Here is a 13,984-nt window from a genome sequence, read left to right on the forward strand (position 1 = left end):
TTACGGCCGAGTGCGCTTCTTCGCCTTGCCGACGCAGGCGGGCGCCGACCACGCCACGTCCGGCGCCCGGCCCTGGTTGAGGCGCAGCACCGCGCCGACCTTGAAGCAGTGGGCCGTGTTCGGCCGCAGGCCCGGCATCGTCGCCGACTGCGAACCCGCCTTCACCGACACGATCGGCTGGGTCCCGGCGGGCTGCTGCTGGACGAGCAGCGGCAGCCCGCGCGCGGCGGGCGGCAGCGCCCAGAGCAGCGCCGCCGTCCGGCCGACCTGCCGCGCGACCACCTTGCGCGGCCGGGTCGCCGCGAGCTGCGATTCCGGGACCGGCTCCGGCGGCGCCTGGGTGGCCTGCCCCTGCGGGACGGTCCGGGTCCCAGACGGCGGCGCCGACTTCGCGGCGGTCCCGCCCTTACCGTCGCCGCCCCCGGACAGCGCGAGCGCTCCGATCCCGAGGGCCAGCCCGCCGGCGAGCACGATCCCGGCCACGACGACCAGGCCGCGGCGGGGCCCGTCGTGCGGACGGGCCCAGGTGGTCTGGTGCGGGCCCTCCTGCGGCGTCGTGTGCGGCGTCGTGGAGGAGCCGCTCGCGTGCCGGTCGTCCGCCGGGGGCGCCGGGGCCGGGGGCCAGGCGGCCTGCGGGGCGGGCCGCGAACCCTCCTGGGGGAGGACGGCTTCCGGGGCCCGCGGCGGGAGGGCGTTCGGCGCCCACGGCGACGGCGGCGGTTTCGGCGCGGGGACGGGCGCCGGAGCCGGGGCCGGCGGCGCGGCGGCGGGCAGGGACGGCGCCTGCGCGGTCGGCGCCCACGCGGGCACCGGCGGCGGAGCGGAGGTGTCGGGGAACGAGGGGCGCGGGCCGGTGTCCGGCACCGCCGGCGCGCCGAGGCCGCTGTGCGCGACGTCCGTCACCGGCAGTCTCAGCTCGGCCTGCACGCGCTGGAGCGCCTGCGCGAACTCCACGGCGCTCGCGAACCGCTCGTCGGGCGTCTTGGCCATCGCGCGCACGATGACGTCGGTGACCTGCCGCGGGACGTCGGGACGGGGGATCGGCGGCGGCGGGTCGTTCAGGATCCGCAGCATCAGCGGCGCGATGCCCTCGCGGGGCGGCCCCTTGAACGCGGGCCGCCCGGCCAGCAGCTGGTAGAGCGTCGAGCCCAGCGAGTAGAGGTCGGACCCGATGCCCGGCGGCCTGCCCTCCAGCACCTCGGGGGCGGCGTGGTGCGGGGTGAACGCCTGCGTGTGGGTGGCGTCGAAGCTGTCGACCAGGCGGGCGATGCCGAAGTCGGCGAGCGCGGGCTCCCCGTACCGCGACAGGAGCACGTTCTGCGGCTTGACGTCCCGGTGCAGGACGTCGGTCTCGTGGGTGGCGGCGAGCGCGCCCGCCATCTTCACCCCGATCCGCAGCACCTCGGCGAACGCCAGCGGCCCCTCCCGCGCGAGCCGGTCGGTGAGCGCGCCGTGCTCGAAGTACTCCATCACGATGTAGGGGCGCCCGGACCGGGTGGTGCCGGTGTCCAGCACGGTCACGATGTTCGGATGCCCGGAGAGCCGCCCGGTGATCTTGCACTCGCGCTGGAACCGCCGCATCGCCGCGTCGTCGACCGCGCTGATCGACAGGACCTTCAGCGCGACCATCCGGTCCAGGCGCTCCTGGTGGGCGCGGTAGACGACGCTGAAGCCGCCCTCGCCGACCTGCTCCAGCACCCGGTAGCCCGGAACGTCCTCGGTCATGGGTGGGGGGTTCCCTCTCGGTCGCTCGTCTCGTCCGGGGCGCGGCGGGGCGCGGTCATTCGATGCGGCGCGGCCCGGGGCGGTTCCCCGAGGGCAACAGCGTAGTACGGGGAGGAAACGGGCGTGCCTGCTCGCGCCGGGAAGGCCCGGCCCGGCCGTCCCCCGGCGCCTCGTACGGAAATGAGATGACATTTCCACTCGGCCGGTTAATCGTTGTGCCAATTGCGCTCCGGTGCCGACTCTCTCCGTCCTAACCTCGGGATTCGCGACGAAGGAACTGCCTTAGAGGGAGTGGCCCGCCGTGACGGACGATGTCATGACGAATCCTTACAAGGAAACACCGCCGCCCGAATCGGCTTATGGCGACCTTGTCCGGATGGCGTATTTCGTTCTACCGGGACGGGGAAAGCGCGTCTACCGGCTGGCGATCGCCCGCCGGATCGTGGACTCCACCGCGCGCGGCGCCCGCGAACGCTCCGCCGCCGGGCACGCCCGGCGGCGGACCCGCGTGCTGCGCCGGTCGCTGCGCCCGTCCCGCCGCTTGCAGATCGGCCTCGGCCCGTGGCTGCGCGCGCTGCCCGCCCGGCTGCCCGACCCGGCGCTGACCGCGGCGCTGTCCAGGCTCGACCCCCACGTCCGCGTCGCCTACGTGCTGCGGAACGTGGAGGGGATGCCCCGCTACGCCGTCCGCGACCAGCTGGTCGAGCTGCGGGTCCGCGACCCCTGGCCGGTGATCCGCGCGGCCGAGGCCGTCGAGGTGCCCGAGCCCCGCCGCGCCGACCGGTTCGAGCCGGAGCTGCTGCGCCCCGTCCGCACCCGCTCGATGCTCCCGCTCGCGGCCGCGGCCTTCCTCACCACCGCGCTGGTCGGGGCGCTGCTGGTGACCGAGCGGGAGGGCCCGCGCGAGGCGTCCGCCCGCGGTCTCGGCCTGGTCGCGGCGGCGCCGGACGCCTGGACGCGCGGCGCCCGCTCCCTCGACGTCTGGCCCGCCCGCGGCGACCTCGCCGGCGACCGGGCGTTCGGAAGGCGCGCCGCCGCCGCGTGGGCGGCCGCGCCCGGGGGCCGCCGCCCCGACAGCGGCGTCGCGCAGCTCCTGTACGCCGGCCGGGTGGACGGCGCGCCGCTCGCCGTGATGCGCAGCGGCGGGCGCCTGGCCCGCTACGCCTCCGGCCGCCTCGACGTCGCCGCGATCGGCGCCGACCCGTCCGCGCCGATCGCCCTCGGCGGCGGCCGCTACCTCCTCGCGCCCTGGGACGCCCGGCCGGAGACCTTCGCCGGGGGGCGGCTCGCCACGTCCGGCGGCGTGACGGCGCCCGTCCGTCCCGGCACCGCCTGCGGCCGCGGCCCGCTCTTCCACCTCGGCCCGCGGACGGTCGGCGACCTCGGTGGCCCGCGCGCGGCCGTCCTCGGCTACCGCGCGCCGGACCGCCTCCCGGGCGGCCCCGACCGGCCGGCCGCGCTCGGCCGCGCCGCCCGGTCGTTCTGGAAGAGGCTGGCCTGCGCGATCCCCGCGCCCTCGCGGCCCGTCTCCGCGGCGATGGCGTTCGACTTCTGGTCGGGGACGCTGCCGCACGGAGGGAAGAGCGCCGACTGGACCTGCACCCGGCTGGCGTACGCCGACGGCGGCGCCGCCGCCTTCGCGACCCTGCTCGGGGCGCAGAACCGCGCCACGGGCGCCTGCGACGTCCGGCGCCCGGTCAGCGGGACGTGGTGGCGCGCCCCGTCGGGCCGCTGGTACTACCTGGCCGCGACGGGACGCGGTCTCGTCCCGCACGCCGAGGGGGTCCGGGACCCGGCGACGCGCGGCCGCCTCCTCTCCGCCCGGGCCGCCCCCGGCACGCCCGTGATCCTCACCGCCCGTTAGGGCGGGCCGGGTCAGCGCCCGCTTACCTGGATCGGGCACACTGGAGGGGTACCGAACGAGATTCAGGGAGTCGCAGATGGGCAACGGGCCGCTCTCCGGAGTACGGGTGATCGAGCTGGCCGGGATCGGGCCGGGGCCGTTCGCGGCGATGCTGCTGGCCGACCTCGGCGCCGACGTGATCCGCGTCGACCGCGCCTCCGCCGTCCGCGACGGCGAGACCGCCGGCGGCACCGACTTCACCAACCGCGGCAAGCGGTCGATCGCCATCGACCTCAAGAGCGAGCGCGGCAGGGAGGTCGTCCTCCGGCTGGTGGAGAAGTCCGACGTCCTGCTCGAAGGGTTCCGCCCCGGCGTCACCGAGCGCCTCGGCATCGGCCCCGACGACTGCCTGGCCCGCAACCCCCGCCTGGTCTACGGGCGGATGACCGGCTGGGGGCAGCGGGGGCCGCTGGCGCACACCGCCGGCCACGACGTCGGCTACATCGCGATCACCGGCGCCCTGCACGCCATCGGCCGCGCGGGCGGGCCGCCCCAGGTCCCGATGAACCTGCTCGGCGACTTCGCGGGCGGCAGCATGTACCTCGTCACCGGCGTCCTCGCGGCGCTGCTCGAGGCACGGGCGAACGGGCGCGGCCAGGTGGTCGACGCCGCCATCGTGGACGGCACCGCCCACCTGTCCACCTTCATCCACGGCTTCCTCGCGGGCGGCATCTGGGAGGACCGGCGCGGCGTCAACATGCTCGACACCGGCGCCCCCTGGTACGACGTCTACGAGACCTCCGACGGCCGCCACATGGCCGTCGGCGCCATCGAGCCGCAGTTCTACGCCGAGTTCCTCCGCCGGCTCGGCATCGACGGGGAGGACATCCCCGCCCAGTACGACCGCGACCGGTGGCCCGCCATGCGCGAGCGCTTCGCCGCCGCCTTCCGCGCGAAGACCCGCGACGAGTGGACGGAGGTCTTCGTCCCCAGCGACGCCTGCGTGGCCCCCGTCCTGTCGATGACCGAGGCCGCCGAGCATCCCTTCAACACCTCCCGCGAGGTCTTTCCCGACCTCGCCGGCCACCGCCAGCCCGCCCCGGCCCCCCGCTTCTCCCGGACCCCGGCCGAGACCGACGGCGTCCCCGTCCTTCCCGGCGGCCAGACCAGGGCCGTCCTGGACGAACTGGGCTTCGACGACGCCGAGACCCTCCTCAAGGAAGGCGCCGTGGCCCAGGCCTGACCGGACCGGTGGCCGTGCCCGCCCCGGACACGGCCACCGGGGCGCGTCAGGCGGTGCGCCTCTCCTGGCGGGAACCACGGCGCAGGGTGACGGACATGACGTCGCTCGGGGCGTCCAGTTCCAGGCGGTGCCAGCGGCCGCGGGGGACGACGACGGCCGTGCCGGCGGCCAGCCGCACCATCTCCTCCTCGCCGCCTGGCTCCTCGGGACGGAAGTAGAGCCGCAGGGCGCCGGACAGGCAGCACACCGCCTCCTCCGCGGCCGGGTGCACCTCCCAGTGGTCGGCGTGGACGTCCTCGTCGGTCTCGACGTGGAACGCCGCGATCTGCCAGCCGCCGTCGTCGCTCGTCATGCGGCGCTCGGCCGCGCGGACCGCACCGTCAGGGTGGAAGGTGAGGGCGGAGGCGAACATGTCGATCGGGTTCATGAGCGTGTTCCTTCCAGTCGGTTCTCCTTGGGGGCCGGGGAGGACCCGGCGGGGGACCCGCGGCGCGGGAGGGCCGCGGCGACCGCGGCCGCGATGAGGAAGAGGGCGGCGGAGACGGCGAGGCTCAGGGCGTAGCCGTCGTTCAGCGCGGACGCGGTCGGGGCGCCGCCGGTGCGGTGGGCGGCGACGGTCGCCAGGGCCGCCAGGCCGACGCAGCCGCCGAGCTGGCGGGAGCTGTTGAGCAGGCCCGAGGCCATGCCCGCCTCGCGGGGCGCGACGCCGGTGGTGGCCGCGACGGCGACCGGGGCGAGGACGAGGCCGGTGCCGACGCTGCACAGCAGCGAGGGCCCGAGGACGTCGGTGAGGAAGCCGCCGCCGGGGCTGATCATGGCGAACCAGCCGAGCCCCGCGGCGGCGAGCAGGCCGCCCGGGACCAGCGACGCGCGCGGCGAGCGGGCCGAGGTGATGCGCGTGGCGGCCACGGTCCCGGCCACCAGCCCGGCGGAGAAGGGCAGGAACGCGGCGCCCGTCGCGGCCGCCCCCATGTGCAGGACCTGCTGCATGTAGAGGGAGACGAAGTAGAAGGCGGAGAACTGCCCCGCGGCGGCGAAGAACACGATCAGGTTCGCCCCGGCCACCCAGCGGCCGCGCAGCAGGCCGAGCCGGACGATCGGGGCCGGGGACCTGGACTCGGCGAACACGAACGCCGCGAGGACGACCGCCGCCGCGGCCAGGGTGGCGAGGGTCGCGCCGGAGGTCCACCCTCGGGTGTCGGTGCGGACGACGCCGAACACCAGGAGCCCGATGCCGCCGGTGGCGAGGACCGCGCCGAGCACGTCCGCCCGTTCCCGCGCGGCGGACCGCGCCGCCGGGACCCCCGCCGGGACCAGGGCCAGGGCGGCGGCGACGACGGGCAGGTTGACCAGCATCACCCAGCGCCAGCCCGCGTACTCGGTCAGGACGCCGCCCGCGAGGACGCCGAGCGCGCCGCCCGCCGCGTTCACCGCGCTCCACACGCCGAGCGCCCGCACGCGGGCGCGGCCCTCGAACGTGGTCGTCAGCAGCGCGAGGGCGGCCGGGGCGACCATCGCGGCGCCGACGCCCTGCCCGGCCCGCGCGGCGACGAGCTGCCAGGGCGCCTGGGCCAGGCCGCCGCCGAGCGAGCAGAGACCGAAGACCGCGAGGCCGAGGACGAACAGCCGGCGCCGCCCGTACAGGTCGCCGGCCCGGCCGCCGAGCAGCAGGAACCCGCCGAAGGTGAGCGCGTAGACGTGCACGACCCAGGCAAGGTCGACCGGGGCGAAGCCGAGGGACGTCCGGATCGAGGGCAGCGCGACGTTGACCACCGCCATGTCCAGGGCGACGACGAACTGGGCGACGGACGCGGCCGCCAAGACCACCCCTGGTCTGGAGTTTTTGTACATGTATAGAAAGCTACCCGGGAGCTCGTCCGGTTGTCCAGCCGGGGGCGTGCGGATGGGCGATGATGGGGGGATGGCGTCCCCAGAGCGGCGGGGCGGCGGCAGGCCGCCCCGCATCTCCCGCGCGGAGATCATCGAGACCGCCCGCCGGATCGTGGAGGAGGAGGGGGCCGGCAGGCTGACGATGCGGCGGCTGGCCAAGGAGGTCGGCAGCACGCCGATGGCGCTCTACCACCACGTGCGCGACAAGGAGGAGCTCCTGCTCCTGCTGCTGGAGGACTACGCGGCCCGGGAGCTGCGCAGGCCCGATCTGCCCGCCGATCCCCGCGAGCGCGTCGTCGTGCTGACCGCGGCCATCCGCGAGACGCTGGCCGGCTGCCCGTGGATCGTGGAGGTCCTCACCGCCGACGACCTGATGGCGGAGCAGGCGCTCTGGTTCAACGAGCGGATCGTGGACGCCCTGATGGAATGCGGCCTCACCATCGAGCAGGCCGTCCACGGCTACCGGGCGGTCTGGTACTACACCGCGGGGGAGATGCTCGTGCGGGCCGCGTCCTCCCGCAGGCGCGCCGCCGACGACCGGCCCACCTACCGCGACCGGGTCTTCGCCGGCCTCGACCCGGCCGAGCTGCCGCGGCTGGCGTCCCTGTCCGGCCGCTGGGCGATGCTGACCGCGCAGGACACCTACCTCGACGGCCTGCGGGCGCTCGTCGACGGGCTCACCCGCGTTTGAGATCGCAGGCCACGCCGCCCGCGCACCGAGCCGATTGTGAACCGGCTGACAATTCCTTCGCGGCAACCGGCGGTCATTCCACAAGACTGCGCCGGAACCCGGTCGTACGTTGTGGGCACCCCACCCCGATCAACACGACGACCAGAGGCCGGACACCGGCCGTTCTCGTCGTGCCCGCATTAGGGAGATGCCCATGCGTTTCACACGACTCCGCTCGTGGGCGGTCATCGCCGCGGCGGTCCCGGCCGCCCTCGGCCTGGCCGGGACGGTCGCCCCCGCCGCGCACGCCGAGACGAGCCCGGAAGGCGCGAACGACTGGAACTGCAAGCCCTCCTTCTTCCACCCCCGCCCCGTGGTGCTCGTGCACGGCACGTTCGAGAACATGGCGTTCAACTGGCAGAAGCTCTCCCCGGCGCTGAAGAAGGCCGGGTACTGCGTCTACGCCCTCAACTACGGCGGCCCGAAGGACGGCCCCATCCAGGGGATCAACGACATTCCCACGTCGGCCGGTGAGCTGTCGGCCTTCGTCGACAAGGTCACGGCCTCCACCGGGGCGTCCAAGGTCGACATCGTCGGGCACTCGCAGGGCGGCATGATGCCCCGGTACTACATGAAGTTCCTCGGCGGGGCCGCGAAGGTCAACAAGCTGGTCGGCGTCGTGCCGTCCAACCACGGCACCAACATGTCCGGGCTGGTGGAGCTGGGCAGCCTGCTCGGCATCACGCAGGCGGTCGTGAAGGCCGCGCCGGCGGCGGGCCAGCAGATCGTCGGCTCGGACTTCCTGAAGAAGCTGAACGAGGGCGGCGACACCGTGCCCGGCCCGACCTACATCGTGCTGTCCACCAAGTACGACGAGGTCGTCACGCCCTACACCTCGGAGTTCCTCAACGGCTCCAACGCGCAGAACGTCCTGCTGCAGGACAAGTGCGCGAACGACGCCAACGCCCACGTCGGCATCGCCTTCGACCCGGTGATGGTCAAGTTCGTGCTGAACTCGCTCGACGTCTGGGGCCCGTACTGGCCCATCGACTGCGCGAACCCCCTCGGCTGACCGGGAGACGGCGGCGCCCGGCGGCCCCCTTTCACCGCCGGGCGCCGCCGCGTGGCGGTTCACCGGGGCGGCGCCGGTCCGAACCCGGCCGGCCCGCCGTCCGCGGCGCCCCGCGCGCGGGCCCTAACCGAGGGCGTCGGCGACGGCGTCCGCCCACAGGGCGAGCCCGTCGTCGATCTGCTCGCCGGTGACGATCAGCGGTGGGATCATCCGGACGACGTTGCCGTACGCGCCGCAGGTCAGCAGCAGGAGCCCGCGCTCGGCGGCGGCCCCGTGCGCCCGCGCAGCGGCGGCGGCGTCGGGCTCCCCGTCCGGCGTGGTGAACTCGCTGGCCTGCATCAGCCCGAGCCCGCGCACGTCGCCGATCGCCGGGTGGTCGGCGGTGACCTTGCGGAGCCCGTCGTTCAGCCGCGCGCCCTGCACGGCGGTGTTGCCGACCAGGTCCTCGTCGGCGATGACCTGCAGGGTGGCGAGCGCGGCGGCGCACGCGACCGCGTTGCCCCCGTAGGTGCCGCCCTGCGACCCCGGGCGGGCCTTCGCCATCAGCGCCGCCGGCGCCGCGATGGCCGACAGCGGGAACCCGCTCGCCAGGCCCTTGGCGGTGATCAGGACGTCGGGACGCGCGGCCGAGTGCTCGTGGCCCCAGAACCGGCCCGTCCGCCCGAACCCGGTCTGCACCTCGTCCATGATCAGCAGGATGCCGTGCCGGTCGGCGCGCTCGCGCAGCCCCTCCAGGAAGGCGGGCGGCGCGGGGATGTAGCCGCCCTCGCCGAGGACGGGCTCCACCACGAACGCGGCCGTGTCGGACGCCGGGCTCGCGGTGACGAGGAGGTAGTCGAGCTCGCGCAGCGCGAACCGCGTCGCCTCCTCCTCCGACCACCCGTACCGGTAGGCCTGCGGGAACGGTGCGATCGCGGCGCCCGGCATCAGCGGGCCGATCCCGGCGCGGAACTTCGTGCCCGCCGTGGTGAGCGCGGCGGCGCCCATCGTCCGGCCGTGGAAGGAGCCGTGGAAGACGACGATGTTCTGCCGGCCGGTGGCGTGCCGGGCCAGCCGGATGGCCGCCTCGACCGCCTCGCTGCCGCTGTTGAGGAAGAACAGCGAGTCCAGGCCCTCCGGCAGCACCTCGCCGAGCGCCTCGGTCAGCCGCAGCAGCGGCCGGTGCATGACGGTCGTGTACTGGCCGTGGATGAGCGTGCCCACCTGCCGCTGCGCGGCCTCGACCACGCGCGGGTGGCAGTGGCCGGTGTTGGTGACGCCGATGCCCGCGGTGAAGTCCAGGTGCCGGCGGCCCTCGGCGTCGTAGAGGTAGACGCCCTCGCCGCGCTCGGCGAGGACGGGGGTGGCCTGCTTGAGCAGGGGAGACAGCGTCGCCATGAACGTCCTCCGGTAGATTGTCGACAATCTGCAATCTAGGTGGCCCCGGCACCGTTGTCCAGGGCCGCGGCCCCTGTGTGGCGGGGCCGGAAGCTAGGACTCGCGGAGCCGGTGGATGGAGTCGGTCATGTGCTCCTCGATGAGGGTGAGCAGGTGCTCCTCCTCCCCGTCGCCGATCGCGTCGACGAGCCGCCGGTGCTCCTCGACGAGGTCGGCGGGCTCGGGATAGGTGTCCTGCAGCGCGTTCAGGCACATGCGCGTCTCCACCAGCAGCGTGTGCGCCATCCGCTCCAGCCGCGGGCTGCCCGACGAGCTGACCAGCACCTCGTGGAACGCCTGGTCGGCGTCGCTCATCGCGACCCGGTCGCGCTCGCGGGCGGCGGCCACGAGCGCCTCCAGTGCCTCGGTGAGCCGGGCCACCGCCTCGCCCCGGTTCCGGTTCATGATCAACCGGCAGGCCTCGCGCTCGATCGCGAGCCGGGCGAGGTAGACGTCCTCGACGTCCCCCTCGTCCAGCGTGATCACGAACAGCCCGCGGTGCGGCTCGCTGACCAGCAGCCCCTCCTGGACGAGGCGCTGCATGGCCTCGCGCAGCGGTCCGCGGCTGATGCCGAGGCGCGCGGCGAGCTCGGCCTCGCCGAGCTGCGCGCCGGGCTCCAGCGACCCGTACATGATCGCCGAACGCAGCTCGTCCGAGACGATCTCCACCGTCGACCTGCGGGGAACAGGCTCCAGCTCACCCAGTCGGCCCATGCGCGGTTCCCTTTCGGCTCTCATGTCTGCCAGGCATCTCGCCCCTGCGAGGCGACGGCGGCGGGGACGGCGAACAGCCGGCCCAGCCCGGTGCGCGGCGGGAGCCCCTCGGGACCGGACGCGAGCCGCAGCCCCTCCCAGACGCTCACCTGGTTGGCGGTCAGCACCGGCTTGCCGACCCGCGCCTCCAGCTCGCCGAGCCAGGACACGGTGTGCAGCGCGGTGTCGGGCACCAGCACCGCCTCGGCGTCCGGATGGTCGTTGGCCGCGACGAACGCCAGCACCTCGTCGCGGCCGAGGGTGCCGACCTCGGCGGCGGTGACGATGCCCCGGCAGGACAGCGCCACCACCTCGATGCCGGCGTGGGCGAGGAACGCGACGAACCGCTCGGCGACGTCGGCCGGATAGGTCGCGGCGACCGCGACCCGGCTCACGCCGAGCGCCCGCGCCGCGTGCACGAACGCGAAGGACGTGCTGGAGGCGGGCACGCCCGCCGCCTCGCGGACGCCCGCGACCTGCTGCGCGGCGCCGTCCCAGCCGAACACGAAGCTTCCGCTGGTGCACGCCCACACGGCCGCCTTCACGCCGAGGCCGCGCAGCGTGCGGGCGCCCTCGCCGAGCACGTCGGCACCGCCGATGTCCAGCAGCGCGTCGACGCGGTGGGCGTCCTCGCGCATCAGCGTGTGCACGACCGGGAGGCTGACCTCCCCCAGGGCGCGCTCGATGGCGGGGTAGTCGTCCTCGGCGCTGTAGCCGGGGTAGAGGAACCCCGCGCGCAACCCGTTCTGTCGCATGTTGTCGACAATCCTACCTTCGGGGATCATGGTGGCTAGGCCGCCGTGAAGGGGGCCAGGCCGACCAGGGACTGCCCGGGACCTGACGCCGCGCGGCCCATGGCGCGCAGCGCCGAGCACATCGTCACCTGGTTGGCGGTCAGCACCGGCTTGCCGATCATCTGCTCCAGCGGCGCGATGATGTCGTAGGTCGGGACGTTCGTGCAGCTGATGAAGACGGCCTCGGCCTCGGGGCGGTCCACCGCCGACACCGCCGACACGATCTCGCCGTAGCCGACCTTCCAGATGTGGCTGAGCAGCCCCAGCCCGACCGAGGTGACCACCTCGATGCCGTGCTCGCCGAGGAACGACACGAGCCGCTCGGTGACGGCGTCGATGTAGGGCGTGACGACCGCGATGCGCCGGGCGCCGAGCAGCCGCAGCGACTCCACCAGCGCGCCCGAGGTCGTCGTCGAGACCGGCGCGCCGGCCTGCAGCATCGTCCGGTGCAGTTGCAGCTCGCCCGCCTTGCCGCGGATGAAGCTGCCCGACGCGCACGCGTAGGCGACCGCCAGCGGCTCGGGGGCCAGGACGTCGCGGGTCGCCTGCCGGACGATCGACTGGTCCGACAGCGCGGAGGCCATCTCCACCGTGACCGGGACCGGCACGTACGGCAGCCGGGTCATGAACAGCGACACGTCGTCGGGCGTCCAGCGCCACAGTTCCCGGTCGAGGGCGAAGTCGAACGGCGCGACCACCCCGATGCCGTGCTGGGCGAGCAGCTCTGGGCCGACGACCAGCGAGGGGTCGAATGTCATCTGCGCGGCCGTCACTCTAGGACTCTGCGCGCGCGTAGAGGAGGCGCTCGCCCACGCCGCCGGACCGCCACACGTCGTTGCACGCCTCGGCCATCCGGTCCAGGCCGTCGACGATCGTCGCGTAGACGTTGCCGGGGACCCAGCCGACGTCCCCGTTCAGCAGCAGGTTGTTGCGGCCGTAGAAGATCGCGAGGTCGATGACGCCGGGCAGCGCGTGGATGTTCTTCTCCTCCTTGAACTTACGGTCGAGCATCCCGCCCGGGAAGGAGAAGTAGACGACGTCGCCCGGGATGGGGGTGATGGTGGGGTTCTCGAGGCCGACCTCCTCCTCGGAGAACCGCTCGACCATCGTGTACACCTCGTTTCGGGCGTACTTGGCGTGGTACGCCTCGCCGCCGAGCGGTAGAGCGTTCCAGACCGCGTCGCAGGTCCTCGGCGCGTCCTTCTCGAGGAGCTCCGCGACGCAGGTCACACCGCGGCGCTCCAGAGTGATGGTCATGAGCTTGGGCATGCTGACCTCCCCGTGAACAGGGGTGGGCGAGAGCGTCGCCACCCGAAGGACTCTCCATGTTCGTGGGAGGACGTCCCCCCACACCCCCGACCGGGGGCTGTTAGAGCGCTCTGGGATCCGTCCTGGCCCTGCTGGGCACGGGTTGCGACGGTCTTGCAGCACATATCCCATCGCGGTGGCCGGGGCCGCGGTCCACCGCGTTGATTGTTGACAATCCTACGAACGGTTCCTAGCGTGTCAATGCCTCCCGCCGTTGCCTTCTCGTAAACTCCGCACACCCCGGAAGTGACGCCGATGAACCCTGCTCAGCACGCCTCCGGAAGACCGCCTGACGTGGTGGTCCTTGTGGGCGACGCCGATCCGCGCGGCATGGGGGAGGCGGAGGGCCTCGCGCGAGTCCGTTACGTGCGCGAAACCGAGCTGGGGGAGGCGCTTCCCGGTGCCGACGTCCTGTTCATGTGGGACTTCCTGTCGGACGCCCTGGCCGGCGCGTGGCCGGAGTCCGGCGGCCCGGGGTGGGTCCACATCGCCAGTGCCGGCGTCGACCGGCTCATGTTCCCCGAGCTCACCCACAGTGACACAGTTGTCACCAACTCGCGCGGCGTCTTCGACGAGCCGATCGCCGAGTACGTCCTCGGGCTCGTGCTGGCCTTCGCCAAGGACCTGCACACCACCTTCCGGCTCCAGGGCGAGCGGCGCTGGCGGCACCGCGAGACCGAGCGGATCACCGGCGCCCGCGCGCTGGTCGTCGGCACCGGTCCGATCGGCCGCGCGATCGGCCGCCGGCTGTCGGCGGCGGGCCTGTCGGTCTCCGGCGCCGGGCGCACCGCCCGCGACGCCGACCCCGACCTCGGCGTCGTCCACCCGATGGAGCGGCTGGGCGAGGCGCTCGCCGCAGCCGACTACGTCGTGCTCGCCGCGCCCCTCACCCCGCAGACCCGGGGCATGATCGACGCCGCGGCGCTGGAGCGGATGCGGCCGTCCGCGCGGCTCGTCAACGTCGGCCGCGGCGGCCTGGTGGCCGAGGACGATCTCGTCGAGGCGCTGCGCGCGGGCCGGATCGCGGGCGCCGCGCTCGACGTCTTCGAGGACGAGCCGCTGCCGGCGTCCTCGCCGCTGTGGGAGATGCCGGGCGTCATCGTCTCCCCGCACATGTCCGGTGACGTGGTCGGCTGGCGGGACGAGCTGGTCCGGCTGTTCGCCGACAACCTCGGCCGCTACGTGTCCGGCCGCCCCCTGCGCAACGTCGTGGACAAGCGCCTCGGGTACGTGGGCTCGGAGCGGGCGGCATCACACCAGAGGGGGTAGC

Annotated in this window: 13 protein-coding genes; 5 read left to right on the forward strand and 8 right to left on the reverse strand. The window is 74.3% G+C overall.

Annotation, left to right across the window (positions count from 1 at the left end; genetic code table 11):
* Complete coding sequence (locus CHC11_RS43590) at positions 1-1,725, reverse strand: serine/threonine-protein kinase (protein ID WP_179279129.1); 1,725 nt, start codon at positions 1,723-1,725, stop codon at positions 1-3.
* Between the two features lie 376 nt (positions 1,726-2,101).
* Between CHC11_RS43590 and CHC11_RS33135 the strand changes: the two genes are divergently transcribed.
* Positions 2,102-3,589, forward strand: coding sequence for a hypothetical protein (locus CHC11_RS33135; protein WP_089315815.1), 1,488 nt, complete (start codon positions 2,102-2,104; stop codon positions 3,587-3,589).
* Positions 3,590-3,665: 76 nt separating this feature from the next.
* On the forward strand, positions 3,666-4,811 hold the full coding sequence (locus CHC11_RS33140; protein ID WP_089315816.1) for a CaiB/BaiF CoA transferase family protein: 1,146 nt from the start codon (positions 3,666-3,668) through the stop codon (positions 4,809-4,811).
* 46 nt (positions 4,812-4,857) lie between these two features.
* Here the strand turns inward: CHC11_RS33140 and CHC11_RS33145 are convergent, their stop codons facing one another.
* Both CHC11_RS33145 and CHC11_RS33150 read right to left on the reverse strand, forming a co-directional pair.
* Positions 4,858-5,238, reverse strand: coding sequence for a cupin domain-containing protein (locus CHC11_RS33145; RefSeq protein WP_089315817.1), 381 nt, complete (start codon positions 5,236-5,238; stop codon positions 4,858-4,860).
* Positions 5,235-6,662, reverse strand: a complete 1,428-nt coding sequence (locus tag CHC11_RS33150) for an MFS transporter (RefSeq protein WP_089315818.1) — start codon at positions 6,660-6,662, stop codon at positions 5,235-5,237. Before CHC11_RS33150 ends, CHC11_RS33145 begins: the two co-directional genes overlap by 4 nt.
* 70 nt (positions 6,663-6,732) lie before the next feature.
* Between CHC11_RS33150 and CHC11_RS33155 the strand changes: the two genes are divergently transcribed.
* Both CHC11_RS33155 and CHC11_RS33160 read left to right on the forward strand, forming a co-directional pair.
* A complete protein-coding gene (locus CHC11_RS33155; RefSeq protein WP_089315819.1) occupies positions 6,733-7,392 on the forward strand; it encodes a TetR/AcrR family transcriptional regulator in 660 nt (219 codons plus the stop codon).
* A gap of 193 nt (positions 7,393-7,585) precedes the next feature.
* Complete coding sequence (locus CHC11_RS33160; RefSeq protein WP_089315820.1) at positions 7,586-8,443, forward strand: esterase/lipase family protein; 858 nt, start codon at positions 7,586-7,588, stop codon at positions 8,441-8,443.
* 123 nt (positions 8,444-8,566) lie between these two features.
* On the opposite strand, the gene CHC11_RS33165 is transcribed toward CHC11_RS33160, so the two are convergent.
* The 5 genes from CHC11_RS33165 to CHC11_RS33185 all read right to left on the reverse strand — a co-directional run bounded on the left by CHC11_RS33165 (position 8,567) and on the right by CHC11_RS33185 (position 12,663).
* Positions 8,567-9,820: an aspartate aminotransferase family protein gene (locus CHC11_RS33165; RefSeq protein ID WP_089315821.1), complete on the reverse strand. Its 1,254-nt coding sequence runs from the start codon at positions 9,818-9,820 to the stop codon at positions 8,567-8,569.
* 93 nt (positions 9,821-9,913) lie between these two features.
* Entirely contained in the window at positions 9,914-10,573 is a 660-nt protein-coding gene (locus CHC11_RS33170) for a GntR family transcriptional regulator (RefSeq protein ID WP_089315822.1), read from the reverse strand.
* A gap of 20 nt (positions 10,574-10,593) precedes the next feature.
* A complete protein-coding gene (locus tag CHC11_RS33175; protein WP_089315823.1) occupies positions 10,594-11,367 on the reverse strand; it encodes a maleate cis-trans isomerase family protein in 774 nt (257 codons plus the stop codon).
* Positions 11,368-11,402: 35 nt separating this feature from the next.
* Positions 11,403-12,164: a maleate cis-trans isomerase family protein gene (locus CHC11_RS33180; RefSeq protein WP_089315861.1), complete on the reverse strand. Its 762-nt coding sequence runs from the start codon at positions 12,162-12,164 to the stop codon at positions 11,403-11,405.
* Between the two features lie 16 nt (positions 12,165-12,180).
* Entirely contained in the window at positions 12,181-12,663 is a 483-nt protein-coding gene (locus CHC11_RS33185) for a DUF3830 family protein (protein ID WP_218826356.1), read from the reverse strand.
* A 306-nt stretch (positions 12,664-12,969) separates the two neighbouring features.
* Here CHC11_RS33185 and CHC11_RS33190 point away from each other — a divergent pair, with 306 nt between their 5' ends.
* Entirely contained in the window at positions 12,970-13,983 is a 1,014-nt protein-coding gene (locus tag CHC11_RS33190; RefSeq protein ID WP_179279130.1) for a D-2-hydroxyacid dehydrogenase, read from the forward strand.
* The last annotated feature ends 1 nt before the right edge of the window (position 13,984 follow it).

Origin of the sequence: Actinomadura mexicana (assembly GCF_900188105.1) — a bacterium.
In the GTDB taxonomy this organism is placed as follows: Bacteria; Actinomycetota; Actinomycetes; order Streptosporangiales; family Streptosporangiaceae; genus Spirillospora; species Spirillospora mexicana.